The sequence below is a fragment of the Amycolatopsis sp. cmx-4-54 genome (genome assembly GCF_046548895.1).
Lineage (GTDB): Bacteria > Actinomycetota > Actinomycetes > Mycobacteriales > Pseudonocardiaceae > Amycolatopsis.
This window is the reverse complement of sequence record NZ_JAEBEJ010000002.1, coordinates 493,255-509,402: the sequence shown is the minus strand read 5'-3', so window position 1 is coordinate 509,402 and position 16,148 is coordinate 493,255. Positions and strand designations below refer to the sequence as shown.

Annotated in this window: 16 protein-coding genes; 7 read left to right on the top strand and 9 right to left on the bottom strand. The window is 68.5% G+C overall.

From position 1 onward, the window contains the following. Window positions 1-17: 17 nt before the first annotated feature. The 7 genes from ACLJQ7_RS07600 to ACLJQ7_RS07570 all read right to left on the bottom strand — a co-directional run bounded on the left by ACLJQ7_RS07600 (window position 18) and on the right by ACLJQ7_RS07570 (window position 8,358). Complete coding sequence (locus ACLJQ7_RS07600) at window positions 18-1,841, bottom strand: phosphoenolpyruvate carboxykinase (GTP) (RefSeq protein ID WP_410647413.1); 1,824 nt, start codon at window positions 1,839-1,841, stop codon at window positions 18-20. A gap of 396 nt (window positions 1,842-2,237) precedes the next feature. Next, window positions 2,238-2,969, bottom strand: a complete 732-nt coding sequence (locus ACLJQ7_RS07595) for a DUF6802 family protein (RefSeq protein WP_410647412.1) — start codon at window positions 2,967-2,969, stop codon at window positions 2,238-2,240. A gap of 202 nt (window positions 2,970-3,171) precedes the next feature. Further along, window positions 3,172-5,013, bottom strand: coding sequence for a dynamin family protein (locus ACLJQ7_RS07590; RefSeq protein ID WP_410647411.1), 1,842 nt, complete (start codon window positions 5,011-5,013; stop codon window positions 3,172-3,174). Next, window positions 5,010-5,495: a nucleotide exchange factor GrpE gene (gene grpE / locus ACLJQ7_RS07585; protein ID WP_410647410.1), complete on the bottom strand. Its 486-nt coding sequence runs from the start codon at window positions 5,493-5,495 to the stop codon at window positions 5,010-5,012. Before grpE ends, ACLJQ7_RS07590 begins: the two co-directional genes overlap by 4 nt. Before the next feature lie 39 nt (window positions 5,496-5,534). Beyond that, window positions 5,535-6,191 carry a TetR/AcrR family transcriptional regulator gene (locus ACLJQ7_RS07580; RefSeq protein WP_410647409.1) on the bottom strand — a complete coding sequence of 219 codons (657 nt, stop codon included), beginning with the start codon at window positions 6,189-6,191 and terminating at the stop codon, window positions 5,535-5,537. Beyond that, a complete protein-coding gene (locus ACLJQ7_RS07575; RefSeq protein ID WP_410647408.1) occupies window positions 6,188-6,667 on the bottom strand; it encodes a hypothetical protein in 480 nt (159 codons plus the stop codon). The genes ACLJQ7_RS07580 and ACLJQ7_RS07575 overlap by 4 nt, the downstream gene beginning before the upstream one ends. Before the next feature lie 68 nt (window positions 6,668-6,735). Next, the gene (locus ACLJQ7_RS07570; RefSeq protein ID WP_410647407.1) at window positions 6,736-8,358 is read right to left on the bottom strand and encodes a dynamin family protein; all 1,623 of its coding nucleotides are present in this window, start codon (window positions 8,356-8,358) and stop codon (window positions 6,736-6,738) included. Between the two features lie 115 nt (window positions 8,359-8,473). Between ACLJQ7_RS07570 and ACLJQ7_RS07565 the strand changes: the two genes are divergently transcribed. The 3 genes from ACLJQ7_RS07565 to ACLJQ7_RS07555 all read left to right on the top strand — a co-directional run bounded on the left by ACLJQ7_RS07565 (window position 8,474) and on the right by ACLJQ7_RS07555 (window position 10,801). Further along, window positions 8,474-9,652 carry a sensor histidine kinase gene (locus ACLJQ7_RS07565; protein WP_410647865.1) on the top strand — a complete coding sequence of 393 codons (1,179 nt, stop codon included), beginning with the start codon at window positions 8,474-8,476 and terminating at the stop codon, window positions 9,650-9,652. Further along, window positions 9,649-10,305: a response regulator gene (locus tag ACLJQ7_RS07560; protein ID WP_034314242.1), complete on the top strand. Its 657-nt coding sequence runs from the start codon at window positions 9,649-9,651 to the stop codon at window positions 10,303-10,305. Before ACLJQ7_RS07565 ends, ACLJQ7_RS07560 begins: the two co-directional genes overlap by 4 nt. 82 nt (window positions 10,306-10,387) lie before the next feature. Further along, entirely contained in the window at window positions 10,388-10,801 is a 414-nt protein-coding gene (locus ACLJQ7_RS07555; RefSeq protein WP_410647406.1) for a VOC family protein, read from the top strand. 21 nt (window positions 10,802-10,822) lie between these two features. Here the strand turns inward: ACLJQ7_RS07555 and ACLJQ7_RS07550 are convergent, their stop codons facing one another. Together ACLJQ7_RS07550 and ACLJQ7_RS07545 are read right to left on the bottom strand one after the other, a co-directional pair. Beyond that, window positions 10,823-11,734, bottom strand: a complete 912-nt coding sequence (locus tag ACLJQ7_RS07550) for an SDR family NAD(P)-dependent oxidoreductase (protein WP_410647405.1) — start codon at window positions 11,732-11,734, stop codon at window positions 10,823-10,825. Then, a complete protein-coding gene (locus ACLJQ7_RS07545; protein WP_410647404.1) occupies window positions 11,735-12,313 on the bottom strand; it encodes a TetR/AcrR family transcriptional regulator in 579 nt (192 codons plus the stop codon). It abuts the gene before it with no gap. 190 nt (window positions 12,314-12,503) lie between these two features. Between ACLJQ7_RS07545 and ACLJQ7_RS07540 the strand changes: the two genes are divergently transcribed. From ACLJQ7_RS07540 to ACLJQ7_RS07525, 4 genes are all read left to right on the top strand, one after another. Continuing rightward, window positions 12,504-13,442: an ABC transporter ATP-binding protein gene (locus ACLJQ7_RS07540; protein WP_410647403.1), complete on the top strand. Its 939-nt coding sequence runs from the start codon at window positions 12,504-12,506 to the stop codon at window positions 13,440-13,442. A gap of 28 nt (window positions 13,443-13,470) precedes the next feature. Beyond that, window positions 13,471-14,202 carry an ABC transporter permease gene (locus tag ACLJQ7_RS07535; RefSeq protein ID WP_410647402.1) on the top strand — a complete coding sequence of 244 codons (732 nt, stop codon included), beginning with the start codon at window positions 13,471-13,473 and terminating at the stop codon, window positions 14,200-14,202. Between the two features lie 171 nt (window positions 14,203-14,373). Then, entirely contained in the window at window positions 14,374-15,291 is a 918-nt protein-coding gene (locus tag ACLJQ7_RS07530; RefSeq protein WP_410647401.1) for an ABC transporter ATP-binding protein, read from the top strand. Then, complete coding sequence (locus ACLJQ7_RS07525) at window positions 15,288-16,040, top strand: hypothetical protein (RefSeq protein ID WP_410647400.1); 753 nt, start codon at window positions 15,288-15,290, stop codon at window positions 16,038-16,040. Before ACLJQ7_RS07530 ends, ACLJQ7_RS07525 begins: the two co-directional genes overlap by 4 nt. The last annotated feature ends 108 nt before the right edge of the window (window positions 16,041-16,148 follow it).

The following is a 16,148-nucleotide window of genomic DNA, read 5'->3' as shown; positions in this document are numbered from 1 at the left end:
CTCCGGCGTTCGGGCGATCAGCCGAGGCGCTGCTTCAACGCGTCGAGCTCGTCACGCAGGGAAGCCGGGACCTTGTCGCCGATCTTCTCGAACCACTCCTCGATGAGCGGCAGTTCCTGGCGCCACTCTTCGGCGGAGACGTCGAGCGCGGCCTGGATGTCGGCCAGCGGCTCCTTGAGGCCCTCGGTGTCGAGGTCCTCGGCCTTCGGCACGAAACCAACCGGGGTCTCGTTCGCGTTGCCCTTGCCCTCGACGCGGTCGATGACCCACTTCAGGATCCGCGAGTTCTCGCCGAATCCCGGCCACAGGAAGCGGCCGTCGTCGCCGCGGCGGAACCAGTTGACGTAGAAGATCTTCGGCAGCTTGTCCGCGTCGGCGTTCTTGCCGAGGTCCAGCCAGTGCTTGAAGTAGTCACCGGCGTGGTAGCCGAGGAACGGCAGCATGGCCATCGGGTCGCGGCGCACGTTGCCGACCGCGCCGGCGGCGGCCGCGGTGGTCTCCGACGACATGGTGGCGCCCATGAACACGCCGTGCTGCCAGTCGCGGGCCTCGTTCACCAGCGGGACCGTGGTCTTGCGACGGCCGCCGAACAGGATCGCCGAGATCGGCACGCCCTGCGGGTCGTCCCACTCGGGCGCGAGGATCGGGCACTGCGACATCGGCGTGCAGTAGCGCGAGTTCGGGTGCGCGGCCTTCTCTTCCGACTCCGGCGTCCAGTCCTGCTTCTTCCAGGAGGTGGCGTGCGCGGGCTTCTCGCCCATGCCCTCCCACCAGACGTCGCCGTCGTCGGTGAGCGCGACGTTCGTGTAGACCGTGTTGCCCTTTTCGATGGTGCGCATCGCGTTGGGGTTGGTGTGCCAGTCGGTGCCCGGCGCGACGCCGAAGAAACCGAACTCGGGGTTCACCGCGTACAGGCGGCCGTCCTCGCCGAACCGCATCCACGCGATGTCGTCACCGAGGGTCTCGGCGCGCCAGCCGGGGATGGTCGGCTGCAGCATGGCGAGGTTGGTCTTGCCGCAGGCGCTCGGGAACGCCGCCGCGACGTAGTGGACCTTGTCCTCGGGCGAGATCAGCTTGAGGATCAGCATGTGCTCGGCCAGCCAGCCCTCGTCGCGGGCGATGACCGAGCCGATGCGCAGCGAGTAGCACTTCTTGCCCAGCAGCGAGTTGCCGCCGTAGCCGGAGCCGTAGCTCCAGATCTCGCGGGTCTCGGGGAAGTGCGAGATGTACTTGGTGGTGTTGCACGGCCACGAGACGTCCTCCTGGCCCGGCTCCAGCGGCGCGCCGACGGAGTGCAGGGCGGGGACGAACTCGCGCTCGGTGCCGTCCTCGGTGACGAACTTGTCCAGCGCGGCCTTGCCGGCGCGGGTCATCACGCGCATGGAGGCGACGACGTAGGCGAAGTCGGTGATCTCGATGCCGAGCTTGGGGTCCTCGGCTCCGAGGGGGCCCATGCAGAAGGGGATGACGTACATCGTGCGACCGCGCATGCAGCCGCGGTACAGCTCGGTCATCGTGGCCTTCATCTCGGCCGGGTCCATCCAGTTGTTGGTGGGACCGGCGTCGGATTCGTCCTGCGAACAGATGAAGGTGCGCTCTTCGACGCGGGCGACGTCATTCGGGTCGGAAGCGGCCCAGTACGAGTTGGGCTTCGCGTCGAGCTGCACGAACGTGCCGGCGGAGACCAGCTCGGCGTTGATGCGCGCGGCCTCTTCGTCGGACCCGTCGACCCACACCACGCGGTCCGGAGTGGTCAGTTCGGCGACCTCCCGGACCCAGGACAGCACGCCACTGTGCGTCGTCGGCGCATTTTCCAGTCCGGGGATGGCGACTGCGGTCATCTCTACTCCTGACTTCCGACGGCAGAAGCCCACACCGGGAACGACGCTGTTCCGATGCGGGCTTCGATGCCGGCGACCGAATGGCTTCGCACACCGGCGGGAAGGCCGGTGTGCGGGTTTTGGGATTCCCCGAGAGTAGCCGGATGACCGGCAGGTAACCGAGAGCTGACCTGTCGGTTCTCTCACAAGAACGATAAGGGAATCGATTCAGTATCACCGGAATGGGCCATACGCAGAAATTCTTCCGGTGACCGATGGCACAGCGGCCGGGCGAATCGGACATGGGAAAGCCCGGTACGAGGTGCCGTACCGGGCTGTTCTGTGACCAGGATTACAGGAATCACCGCTTTGAATTGGCCTGGACCATTCTTGTATTGGTCCAGGCCATTTCGGGAATCAGTTGGGGCTGATCCACTGACCGGTGGCGGAATCGATCTTCGCCACACCTTCGAGTGTTTCGGTGCCCGCGCCACCCCACGCCGCGTCACCCGCCGGGTCGGCTGCCGCGTCGCCTGCGGTCGCCGGGACGGTCGCGAAGGCCGCGCCGATGTCGTTGTTGACCACGCCGCTGCCGACCTCGGTCCACTGGCCGGGCCCGGTGTGCTCGTAGGTCTTGGAGTTGCCGGAGGCGTCGGTCTCCACCGCGATGTCGGCGCTGCCGTCGCCGTCCTTGTCGGTGAAGGCGATCGTGCGGCCGTCCTCCGTCTGGACGACGGCGGTGTCGGGGGTTCCGTCACCGTCGGTGTCGATGGTCGGCGGGCCGACCTCGACGTCGCCGCCGGGCATGTCGGCGTGCATCGTGCCGCTGGTGCCCGCGTCGGAACCGTCGTCGTTGCCGCCGCCACCCGCTTCGACCCAGGAGCCGGAGGCCTCGTCGTAGATCGCCTCCTGGACGACCTTGCCGTTCTCGTCGAGCACCGCGTACTGGTCGGCCTCGCCGTCGCCGTCGGTGTCGACGAACGCCTGGCCGGTGCCGTCCTCGTGCTGGATGACCGCGGCGTCGTTGACGCCGTCCTTGTCGAGGTCGTAGTTGAGCTCGGCCTGGTACTCCTCACCGTCGACGTGGACGGTGACCGCTTCGGTGGAGCCCGACTCGGTGTCCGTGCCGCCGCTCTCGTCGACCCACATGGGATAACCCCCTCGTTGACCTGCTGGTGTGTCGAAGCTTATGACTCACCGTAGGCCGGTTCGGTTCCGGTGGCTACTTCGTGAGTACGACCCCGATGAGGAAGACCAGCCCGACGATTCCGAGCACGACGCCGAGGATCAGCTTCCTACGGCGCCCTTCTGCGGGGGCAGTGGCGGGAAGGGACTTTGCGCGGGTCCCGGGTCACGCTTGATTGTCGCGCAGTGACCGAATGCGACCGAGCAGTGCCTCGGCGCGATCGCGACCGTCCGAGACGTCCTTCAGGCGCTTCGCGACGACCGAGATCTTCTTCGCCCGTTCCTGCGCGCCCATCTTGATCGTCTTGTCGACTTCCTTCAGCTCCGCCTCGATCGCGTCGATGCGGCGGCCGAGTGCTTCGTCGAGTGCCATCGACAGCTGCTGTTCGGCCTCGATCAGCTGCTCCGCGACGAGCTGGTCCAGCGTGGACCGCGCGTCGGCGATCGCCTCGACCAGCCACTGCTTCATATGCTGCTTGTCCGACGCGTGTTTGCGGGTCCGCGCCATCCACCAGCCGGCGCCGAGGCCGATGATGATCGTGGCAGGCAGGATCACCGGGTTCAGGATCGCGACGCCCGCCAGCGGCAGCGCGGCGACCTTCCCGGCGCCCAGACCACCGGAAACCCCCATGAAGATGAGCAGTTTGTCCTCGGCCGTCGGCGGTTTCTTGTCCGGCGGGCGCAGCACGACCGGCGGCCCGCCCGCCCTGGCGAACTGGCCGCGGATGATCGCGAGCTCTTCGGGCGAGAACAACTCCGAAAGCGCGACGTTGGTGACCTGGTTGAGCCGCTGCGAGAGCAGCATCGAGATTCGCTGCGACGTCGTCTGCAACGCGATGTCGACCTGCTGGGGCAGCGCGGCGAGGGCGTCCCGTTTCGCGCCGTCGATCAGCTGACGGAAATGCGTCGACGCGTCGCGCATCTGCCTGCTGGTCTCGTGCCCGACCTCGACCCGGGTCCGCTGAATCTCCGCGCGCAGTTTCAGCTGCCAGCCCCGCGTCGAAGACCGGCGTTCGGTGGTCAGGTCGTCGCGGCGCTGGCGCAGTTGCTCGGCCTCGGCCTCACCGGCGGACAGCGCGCGGCTTTCCGCCTGGAGCTTCGCCTTGAGTTCGCCGAGCGCGCTCGACAGCGCGCGCAGGGTGTTGGCCTCGCCCAGCATCGCCGAGCGGCCGACCAGCATCTCCTGCAACGCGCCCTGCAGCGCGGCGATCCCGGCCTTCTCGCGCAGCATCGTGGCCATCTGCTCGTTCGGGGCCTTGGCCGCCGTCTCGAACATACGCGCGGAAACCGGGTGGAACACCGCGTCGGCGAACCGGGGGGCGTGCTCGGCGAGCAGCCGCCGGTCGGCTTCGAGAACCTCGCGCCAGCCGCGGAACTGGTCGGTCTTGGTGAGCGCGAACAGCACGGTCTCGACGCGTTCGCCCATGTCCTGCAGGAATTGCAGCTCCTGCGCGGTGAACGGCGACGACGAGTCCACGACGAACAGCAGCGCGGTGGCGCCGGCGGCGGCCTCCTTCGCCAGTTCACCGTGCATCGAATCGAGCCCGCCGACACCCGGCGTGTCCACAATGGACACTCGTTCGAGCAGCGGGACCGGACCCGAGACCTCGACGTAGCGCGGCGGGATCTGCCCGGCCGGCAGCTCGTGCGCGGCCGAAACCCAGTGGATCAGTTCGTTGAGGTTGATCGGCACCGGCGCCAGCTGGCCCGGGTAGCAGGCCTGCGCGGACCACTGCTCGCCGTGCTCGAAGACGAGATAGGTCGCCGTGGCGACGTCGGCGTCCACAGGGGACAGTCCCGGCATGGACAGGAGCGCGTTCACCAGCGAGCTCTTGCCGCGGTTGGTCTCGCCGACCACCACGACCGACGGCTTCTTCGGCCGCGCCTTCCGGATGTCCTCGACCCATTTCGCGGCCTGAGGATCGGCTTCGCGGACGACGGTGAGCAGTTGTTCGCGCGTGCTCTTCACGACCGCCGGGAGGTTGGCCGCCGCGCTCGGAGCCGTCACAGGGCCTTCTTCGCGTAGACCATGACGATCGGCGCGCGCAGGACCCGCTCGTGATCGGCGAAACCGACCACCTCGGTCTCCGCGACGAGCCCTTCGAGCGCCGGATCCTCGGTCGCGATCGCGCCACCCGCCTCGTGGACGGCGGGGTCGAACCGCTCGCCGTCCGGGCGCAGGGCACGGACGCCGATCCCGGCGAGCCCGTGTTCGAGCCGCTCGACGACGCCGCCGCTGCGGGCGCGATCGAGGGCGTACAGGCACAGCTGGATCAGCGCCTGCCTGTCCGCGAGAGCCTGTTCGAGGTCGGCCGGACCCGTGGTCGTGGACTCCACATCGGTCTTCGACGCGATATCGACGGCCTCGGTTCCCTCGGACGGCGAAGTCTCGCCATCCGCTTCGGCGATGATCGCCGCCGGAATCTGGCCGGTCGGCACGTCGTCCGGATTCACGTCATCGACCGGCTTCTTGCGCAGCCAGGCACCCACCCGAATCGACCCCCGTAACTGGTGTCCCGGGCCGACCGATCAGCCCGGGGAGATTTCACCAGTGTCGGCCACGAGCCCGCCGGGCGGGGGCGAAATCGGCAGAACGGGACGGAGGAATCTGGCGATGAGCTCCTTCATCACCGCGAGTTCCGCCGCCGGATCGAGATCCGGCTCCAGAATCACGCGGGAAAGCGGCGCGTCGACCAAGGCGACGAGCCAGCTGGCCACCGTCTTCGGAGCGAAACCGGGATCGATGCGGCCCGCGTCCACCGCCCGGGTCACCAGGCCGACGAGACCGTCGCGCAGTGCGCGGTCGTTGCCTTGGATGACCCTGGCCAGATCGGCGTCACGGGAGCACTGCGCGGCGACCTCGAGGACGAGCTTGGCGATGACAGGGTGCAGAAGTTGTTCCGACACATGGGTGATGACCTGGAGAATCGCTTCCGCCGGATCCTCGATCTGTTCGGCGGCCGCGAGCAGGGCAGCGGTCTCGTCGGCGTCCTGCTCGAAGATGCCGACGAACACCGCGCGCTTGTTCGGGAAGTAGTGGAACAGGCTGCCGGTGCTGATCCCCGCGGCGCGGCAGATCTCCGCCGTCGTCGTCTTCTCGAAGCCCTTCATCGCGAAACAGCCCGCGGCGGCGTCGAGGATGGCGCGGCGTTTCGCCTCGTGTTTGGCCGGGTCGACCGTCCTCATTTCACCGCCGGCGGCTCGTCGTGCCACGGATAGCCGTGGTCGAGGAAGGCCTTGGCGACGGCTTTGCGGTCGACGTCGCCCTTCTGCCGCACCAGTTCCCGGCCGTCCGCGGCGAGCAGGACGAGCTCCTTGCCGTCGAGGAAGACAGCCTCGAGCTCCGCTTCGTACGCGCGGCTGCGGCCCTTGGTGGTCAGCGTGATGCGGGTCGGCGTCACCTTGACGATCAACCGTTCGTGCGCCCAGACCGCGGCGAAGAGCAGACCCGCGGCGAGGCCGACGCCGATCCCGGTGACCGTGCCCCAGGGCTGGGGGATCTCCGAGACGAGCTTGAAGGGGCCCTTGAACGGGATCCAGCTCAGGGACGCCACCCAGCCCGAAATCGACTGAAGGAACCAGCCGAGCGCGGCCCCGGCCAGCGGGCAGCCGAACCAGGAGGCCGTGCGCAGCCACTGGGGCTCGTCGACGATCGTGTCCATGCTCCCCATTATTAGACCGAGCGCTCGGTTTATCAATCCGCGCGTTTGGTCGACTAAATGCGCGGAGGTCAGTCCCGGATCTGCTGCCAGATGAGGAAGTACGCCCGGTGCACGACATGCGCGACGCGGCTCTGGGCGGGCGTCGCGCCGAAGGACGCGAAGGAGCGCCACCAACCGGCGCGCTCCAGGGCGTGGGCCGCCAGCTCGGCTCGCGGAGCGCCCGGCTTGCCGAGCTGGGCGCCGATGTCGGCGTTGCTGCCGACCCGCAGGACCTCCTCGGACAGGTCCTCGGGCATGTCGACCGCACCGGACGCGACCAGCGTGAGCGCTTCGAGCAGCCGCAGCTGGTGTGCCTCGGGCTTGGCGAGCAGGACCTCGATCGCGTCGTGGACGCGCTGCCGTTCGGCCGGGTCGCCGGACGCGTGGGCCAGCGCGGTGACCGAGGCCAGCGCGGCGGCCGCCTTGATGCCGTCGGCGCGGGCGGCGAAGACGATGCTCAGCCGCTGGCGGACGGCTTCGAGCCCGGACGCGTCGAGCAGCTTCCGCCGCAGCGAGCCCGCGGTGATCTCGGGGTCCTTGCGGATCGCCTCGACGGCGTACCGGACGCCGAACAGGTCCAGTTTCTCCAGCAGCCGCAGCCGGGTGCCCGCCGCGACGTCGCATTCCCAGCTGGTGAAGATGTCCGCCGAGATCAGCATGGTCTCGAGGATGTCGTCGTCCATCTCGGCGAGCTGGCGCAGCGCTTCGGCGTCGGGCGAGGTGAACCCGCCGGACTCGGCCGACTCCGCGATCAGCCCGATCACCGGCAGCACGTCCGCGACGCGGGGCTTCAGCGTCGCGGCCTGCTTCTCCGACAGGAGCGTCGCGGCCTTCCACACGTCGCCGCCGGAACCTTCGACCGACTCCGGCGCGATGGTGTCCGCCTTGTTGAGCACGGCGATCGCGTTGACCGGACCCGCCTCGCGGCTCGCGGTCGCGGCGGTGAACGCGGCGAGCGCCTGCTGGTCGTCGGCGCGCACGCCCTGGGTGACCACGTAGAGCACGGCTTCGGCGCCCGCGACGGCGTTGCGCGAGGTGTCGTCCAGCTCGTCGGAGCCTTCTGTGTCTTCGTCGTCTTCGTCGTCTTCGGGCTTACGGTGCTTCGCCGCGCCCAGCAGCTCCTCGGTCCGCGACACCGAAGCGGCGTCGAGCGAACCGAGGCCCGGGGTGTCGATGACGGTCATGCCCTGCAGCACCGCGTTGGTGAGGTACGCCTCGATATGCGAGACCTTGTCGATGTCGATGCCCAGTTCGGCGGGGATCATCCCGTCGGCGGAGAAGGGCAGCACCTGTTTGCGGCCGTCGTCGAAGACGATCTCGACGCGGTCGACCGTGCCGTACTGGAACCTGGTCACCAGCCGGGTGCATTCGCCGACGTCGGTCGGCGCGACCCGGCGTCCGATCAGGGCGTTGACCAGGGTGGACTTCCCCGATTTGATCCGGCCCGCGACGGCGACCTGCAGCGGGCCGCCCAACCGCCGCAGCACCTCGGCGAAACCGGCCGCGGTCCGCGCGGAGACCTGGGGCTGGAGGCGGTGGCAGAGGTTCGCCACCGACATCGACAGCGGACCGGCGAGACGGCCCTGCTCCGTCGCTGAGGTCACGGTGCCCACCCTCCCAGTCGTCGAGCACACCGAGGGGAATCGTGCCATGCCGCTCATCCTCGGGTCGCACCGAAGGTGGTACCGGCGACCGACGCGCGGACGGCCCCGGCCGACATAGTGTTACCAGGTGCGACGGTTGAGCCTGTGGATGCGTGCCCACCCCATGGCGGGGGACAGTCTCATCGCCGTCGTCCTCCTGCTGATCGACCTGCTGCTCTTCGTGGCCGCGGTCGAGACGCCGGAAGTCCCGATGCCGCCCTGGTACGTGACGGTGCCGCTGGACGTCGCGATGGTCGCCCCGCTGGTCTTCCGGCGGAAGGCGACGCTGTGGTCGGCGTACCTGGTGCTGCTGATCGGCATCCCGCACAGCGCGCTCGAACTCGGCGCGGCGAGCGGGCTGGCGATGATGATCAGCATCTACTCGGTGCTGGTCTACGTCGGGCGCAAACAGGGTTTGCTGTACCTGGTGATCACGCTGGTCACCTCGGCGATCCAGCTGTGGGCCGACCCGCCGGAGGACGTGTGGGTACTGGCGATCATCGGTCTCTTCTCCAGCGCACTGTGCTGGACGCTCGGCGAGTTCGCCGGCGCGAGGCGCGCCTATCACGAGGAGGTGGAAGCCAGGTTGCATCTACTTGAGACGGAACGGGACCAGGCGACCAGGATCGCCGTCGGTGAAGAACGCGGCCGTATCGCCCGTGAGCTGCACGACGTCGTCGCGCACGCGGTGAGCGTGATGGTCGTGCAGGCCGACGGCGCGTCCTACGCGGTCGACGGAAATCCCGAGATGGCGAAACGGGCCTTGCAGACGATTTCGGAGACCGGCCGCGGCGCGCTCGCCGAGCTGCGGCGGCTGCTGGACGTGCTCCGCAGCGACGGCGACGACGAGCCGCGCGTGCCGCAGCCGGACGCCAGCGCCCTGACCGACCTCGCGGACCGGATCCGCCAGGCGGGGGTGCCGGTGACGCTGGCGATCGGTTCGGACGCGCTCGCCGGGCTGCCCGCCGGGGTGTCCCTCGGCGTGTACCGGATCGTGCAGGAGTCGCTGACGAACACGCTGAAACACGCCGGCCATGGCGCGCAGGCCGAGGTGGCGGTGCGGCGGGAGGCGGACGTGATCGACGTCAAGGTCACCGACGACGGCGCCGGCCGCGCGAAACAGCTGGTGCCCGCGGCGGCGAAGCACGCCGCGCCGCCTCGAAGACTCACCGTCCCCGGTGGGAACGGATTGATCGGAATGAGGGAACGGGCGAACGTCTTCGGCGGCACGCTGGAGGTCGGGCCCGCCCCCGGTGGAGGGTGGCAGGTGCACGCGAGGCTCCCGGTTAGGTTGGCGACGTGATACGGGTGGTGGTCGTCGACGACCAGGAATTGATGCGCGTCGGGTTCCGGATGGTCCTGGGCGCGCAGGCCGACATCGATGTCGTCGGCGAGGCGGGTGACGGCGCGCAGGCCATCCGCCTCGCGGAGGAACTGCGGCCCGACGTCGTGCTGATGGACGTCCGGATGCCGGTGCTGGACGGGGTCGAGGCGACGAAGCGGATCGTCGAGGCCGGGACGGCGCGGGTGCTCGTGATGACGACGTTCGACCTGGACGAGTACGTCTATTCGGCGTTGCAGGGCGGGGCGAGCGGGTTCCTGCTGAAGGACACCCAGCCGGATCACCTGGTGTCGGCGCTGCGGGCGGTCGCTTCGGGCGACGCCGTGGTCTCGCCGTCGGTGACCCGGCGGCTGCTCGACCGGTTCGTGGGCGGCGGCGGGAAACCCCTGCGCGACGCGGCCGAACTCGACGTCCTCACCGAACGGGAACGGGAGGTGCTCGTGCTGATCGCGAAGGGCCTCTCGAACCTGGAGATCGCCGAGACGCTGTTCCTGTCCGAGGCGACGGTGAAGACGCACGTCGGGCGGATCCTGTCGAAGCTGGATCTGCGTGACCGGGTACAGGCCGTGGTGCTCGCCTACGAGACCGGGTTGGCGCGTCCCGGGGTCACCTGAGAAGTCGTTCGGAAAAGTGGTCATTCGGTGAGCACTTTGCGGCGGATGCTCGTCCTCAGAGCCACTACCTGAGGAGAAGAAAATGCTGCGAGGTCTCACCACCACCACGTTCTACGCCGACGACATGGCCGCCGCGATCGAGTGGTACTCCGATCTTTTCGGGATCGAGCCGTACTTCGTCCGCAACGGTCCCGACGGGACGCCGGCGTACATCGAGTTCCGGATCGGCGACTACCAGCACGAGTTCGGCCTGGTCCGCGGCGACTTCCGGCCGCCGATGGCCCGGCCCGGCCCCGGTGGCGCCATCGCGAACTGGGCCGTCGACAACGTCGAGGACGCCTTCGCACAGCTGCTCGCGAAGGGCGCGAAGGAGTACGAGCCGATCATCGAGCGCGGACCGGGCTTCGTGACCGCGGCCGTCGTCGACCCGTTCGGCAACGTCCTCGGCGTCATGTTCAACCAGCACTACCTGGACGTGCTGGCCGGGAAGAAGTAGCTCCCGGCCAGCACGGGGGCTTCAGCGGTACAGGGCGTGCTCCGCCGTCTCCGGATCCTTGCCCGTGTCCCGGACTTCGGCCATCCACTTGCCGAAGTCGGGACGTGAGCCGTCGACGTCGGTCAGTCCGTACTCGTTCATCAGCGTCCACGACGCGAGCGTCTTGCCCGCGAACCGCGCGACCTCCGGATCGGTCGCCAGCTTCGCGACACCCCGCCCGAGCAGCGCCGGGGTCTCCGAGATGGCGAAGTCGACCGGAGCGGACTCGCCGACCGCGTCCCGCCACGTCTCCTCGGTGACGCCGAAGTGGTCGAGCATGGCTTCCGAACGCAGGAAGCCCGGCGTGACGGTCATGCCGACGCAGTCGTACTTCTTCAGTTCGGCGCCGAGCGCCCTGCCGATCGCGCGGATACCGCATTTCGCGAGGAAGTACGGGATCCCCGCGCCGACGTACTCGTCGTGGTCGCCGTCGGTGACCTCGATGACGAGACCGCCTTCCTGCCGCACGACCAGCGGGAGCAGCCGGTGCAACGCGATCAGGTGCGTGTCGATCGCGTTGTGCACCAGCGTGAGCGCGTCGTCGAGGCTGGAATCCCAGTACGCCCCCTCGAAGTCCGCGTACTGGTCGCCGCCCCAGACGTCGTCGACCAGTACGTCGATCCGACCGTCCACTTCGGACTCGATCCGCGCTCGCAAGGCGTCCACATCGGACACCTCGGTGAAGTCGGTCCGGACGGCGATTCCCCGGCCGCCCGCCGCGTCCACGAGTTCCGCGGTGTCTTCGATCGTCTCCGAACGCTTCATCGGCGACTGGTGCTCTCGGGTCGTACGGCCGGTGACGAACACCGTCCAGCCGAGCCTGCCCAGTTCCACCGCGATCGCCCGGCCACATCCCCGCGTCGCCCCCGCGACCACGGCCACCTTCTGTTCCATTCAGGACACTCCCTTCCACGCGGTCAGCACCGCGTCCACGTCTTGCCCCAGCCGTTCGGTGATCCGGCCCTTCGGCCGGATCGACCAGTCCAGCGCGGCCCCGTTCGCCACCCCCAGCAACACCCGCGCCGCACGGACGACACCCGGCGCACCCGGGAGGTCACGCGCCGCGACGCGCGTCAGCCGTCGCAACTCCGCTTCCACGGCGGTGAAATGTTCACCGAGCAGAGCGCGCAGCTCCGGATCTCCGATGTCCACGCCCAGCTGCCCGAGATGGTTCGCCGCCGTCTCCGCGTCGCCCAAGCCCTCGTAGACCACGACGACCGCCGCGCGCAGCGCCTCCACCGGATCGGCCAGCTCGCCGCAGTCCCGCATCCGCCCCACGACCGATCGCGTGTTCGCCCGGCTCAACGCCAGCAGGAGACCGTTTTTCGAACCGAACCGCTGGGCGACGGTGCCGACCGCGACGCCGGCCTCCGCCGCCACCTGGGCCAGCGTGAAACCCGGGCCGACCATGCCGATCACGGTCTCCGCCGCGGTCAGCAGTCGTTCGTCGGTGATGCTGCGGGGTCTCGCCACGTCATTATTGAATCATGGTTCATTAACCCTGGCGAATCAGGGTCACTCTCAGGGGTATCACCGATCGCGTACGCCGCTGGAAGACGGCAAGCTACGTCTCAGGTCGGGTACCAGGTTGGCACCTCAGGATGACGCGCTCGACCACCCACATGGACGACGATTGTTCTCGCAGTCGCCGAGGGGAGCAGACATGATCGAGGCAGCGGGCCTCACCAAGCGGTACGGCAAGACACTGGCGGTGAACGACCTGTCCTTCTCCGTAGCGTCGGGGGAGGTCACCGGATTCCTCGGCCCCAACGGGGCGGGCAAGTCGACGACCATGCGGATGATCCTCGGCCTGGACAATCCGACCGCGGGCCAGGTGCGTATCGGGGGCAAGCTCTACCGCGAGCTGAAAGATCCACTGCGGACGGTCGGCGCGCTGCTGGACGCCAAATGGGTGCACCCCAACCGCTCGGCGCGAGCGCATCTGCGGTGGATGGCGAAGTCCAACAAGATCGCGGAAAGCCGGGTCGACGAGGTGCTCGAGACCGTCGGGCTCACCAGTGTCGCCGGAAAGCGCGCCGGCGGGTTCTCCCTCGGCATGTCGCAGCGACTGGGGATCGCGGCGGCCCTGCTGGGCGACCCGGAGGTCCTCCTCTTCGACGAGCCCGTCAACGGCCTCGACCCCGAGGGCATCCTCTGGATCCGCAAGTTCATGCACCGGCTGGCCGACGAAGGCCGCACGGTGTTCGTTTCCTCGCACCTCCTCTCGGAGATGGCGCTGACCGCGAGCCACCTGGTCGTGATCGGCAAGGGGCGCCTGATCTCCCAGTCCTCCACCGAGGACTTCGTGGCACGGGCCGCCGAGAACACGGTCAAGGTGCGGTCGCCGCAACTGCCCGCGCTGCGCGCCGCGCTGTCGCAGGCGAGCGCGCAGGTGACCGACGCCGACCGAGCGCTCGTCGTGTCCGGTTTGGACAGTGCGAAGATCGGCGAGATCGCCGCGGCCAACCAGATCGTGCTGCACGAGCTCAGCCCGCAGACCGGCTCCCTGGAGCAGGCCTTCATGCAGATCACCGGCGACTCGGTCGAGTACCACACAGGTCTCGAAGCCGAGGCAGCCGAAGTGGTCACAGCCGCCCAGTAGCCGCTCACCTTCTGAGGAAAGAAAAGCCATGACTCTGCTCGCCGTGGAACGCATCAAGCTGTTCACCACCCGCTCACCCTGGTGGTGCGCGCTGGCCGCACTCGCGGTCGTGATCGGTTTCGCCGCCATCGTCTCCGGTGCCGCCCCCGAAGGGGAACTCACCGACGTCAGCCTGACCCAGTTCGGTTACGGCTTCGGCATGGCCGTGATCATGGTGCTCGCCGCGCTTTCGGTGACCACCGAATACCGTTTCAGCACCATCCGGACCACCTTCCAGGCCGTACCGAATCGCACCGCGGCGCTGCTGGCCAAGACCGGCGTCGTCGCGATCCTGTCGCTCGTGGTCGGCGAGGTCGCCGCGTTCGGCGCCTGGGGCCTCGCCTCGGTCATGCGGCCGGAAGACCTCGCACTGAACACCGCCGCGGAGTGGACCAGTGTCGCCGGGGTGGGCGTGGTGTTCGCACTCGCCTCGGTGATCGCGATCGCCGTCGGCATCTTGATCCGGCACAGCGCGGGGGCCATTTCGCTCGTGCTGATCTACGCCCTCGCGGTGGAGAACCTGATCCAGCTCATCCCGAAGATCGGCAAGGACATCTACGAGTGGATGCCGTTCCGGGTCGCCGACAGGTTCCTCACCGGTTCGGGCCCCGCCAGGGCGGAAGCACCGTTGAGCCAGGCCGGATCGCTGGCCTACTTCGCCGGTTTCGCGCTGGTGCTGCTGGTCATCTCGCTGGTCGTCGCGAACAAGCGCGACGCGTAAGGACTTCCACAGGGGAGAAGGCCGGATGCCTCGCTCGGGGGAGTGAGGCATCCGGACGGGGAGAAAAAGGGGAACAAGGACCGGGCCGCCGATCGGGGGGCAGCCCGGTCCTTTCCCGCGTAATGTCGGAATCCACTGTGGGGAGGGTTGATGGGTGGGAGGGAGCGCTTGATGATCGAGGCCACCGGACTCACGAAACGCTACGGCGACAAGCTCGCCGTCGACGGACTTTCCTTCACCGCCGAAGCGGGCCGGGTGACGGGATTCCTCGGCCCCAACGGGGCGGGGAAGTCCACCACCATGCGGATGATGCTCGGGCTCGACAACCCGACGTCGGGCACGGTGACGATCGACGGCAAGGCCTACCGCGAGCTTCGTGATCCACTTCGGACGGTCGGCGGCATGATGGACGCCACCTGGCGGCATCCCGGCCGCACCGCCCGCGAGCACCTCCGGTGGATCGCCGCGACGAACGGCCTCCCGGACAAACGCGTCGACGAGGTACTCCGGCTGGTCGGGCTCGACTCGGTCGCCCGCAAACGGGCCGGGCAGTTCTCGCTCGGGATGTCGCAGCGCCTCGGGATCGCCACGGCGTTGCTGGGCGACCCCCGGGTGCTGCTGTTCGACGAGCCGGTCAACGGGCTCGACCCCGAGGGCATCGTGTGGATCAGGAAGCTGATGCACGCGCTCGCCGCCGAGGGACGCACCGTGTTCGTGTCCAGCCACCTGCTGCCGGAGATGGCGCAGACCGCGCAGGACCTCGTCGTGATCGGCCGCGGGAAGCTGATCTACCAGGGCACGATGGAGGAGTTCGTCGGCCGGGCGAAGGGTCTCGGCGTGCGGGTCCGCAGCCCGCATCTGGCCGAACTGCGGACCGCGCTCACCGACAAGGGCGCCGAGTTCCGCGAGGAGGACGGCGCGCTCGTCGTGTCCGAAATGGACAGTGACACCATCGGCGAACTCGCCTTCGCCGCCGGCGCGACCCTCCACGAGCTGAACCCGCTCACCGGCTCGCTCGAACAGGCGTACATGCAACTCACCGCCGAAGCCGTCGAGTACGGCGCCGGCGTACCGGAGGTGGCCCGATGACCGCGGCGAACGTGCTCCGCGCGGAGCGGATCAAGCTGCTGAGCACGCGCGCTCCGTGGTGGTGCGCGGCTATCGCGGTGGTGGTCGCGCTGGCCTACACCGCCCTCTTCTTCGGTTTCGTACCGCTCGAAGGCCAGACAGGCGTCGCCTCGACGCAGGTCGCCAGCGCGCTCGGCCGCACCGTCGTGCTGGTCCTCGCCATCCTCGCGGCGGCGACGGAGTTCAACTGGGGCACGATGAAGCTGACCTTCCAGGCGGTGCCCTCGCGCGTGCCCGCCCTGCTGGCGAAGGGCGCCGTCGTCGGGGTGTTCTCCGGGCTGATCGGGCTGCTGGTCGGCTTCGGCTCGTGGGCGGTCGCGTACCTGATCAAACCTGCCGCCGACCTGGGCCTGGCTTCGGGCGCCGACTGGCGTGCGGTGGCGGGTCAGGGTGTGACCTTCTTCCTGACCGGTCTGCTCGGCGTCGGCCTCGGCCTGCTGTTCCGCAGCCCCGCGTTCGCGCTCGGGTTCGCGCTGGTCTGGACACAGGTGCTCGAGGGACTCGTCGTGCTGATTCCGAAAGTCGGCGGCGACATCTACCAGTGGATGCCGTTCTTCGCGGCGAATCAGTTTTCCGGGCCGGATCTCACGGTGTCGATGTTGAAACTCGAACCGCCGCTGGGGCCGTGGGGTTATTTGGCGTATTTCGGCTGCATCTGCGTGATTGTCTATGCGGCCGGGCTGATGATCACCCATCGAAGGGATGCGTGAGCTTTTACCGCGGCCAAAGGAGTTAAGTCCACGTTAAGAGGATGTGGCTTCTCTCACATGGAGCGGACATACTGTTCCAGACCGGGCGATGCTCGGGATGAGCCTATT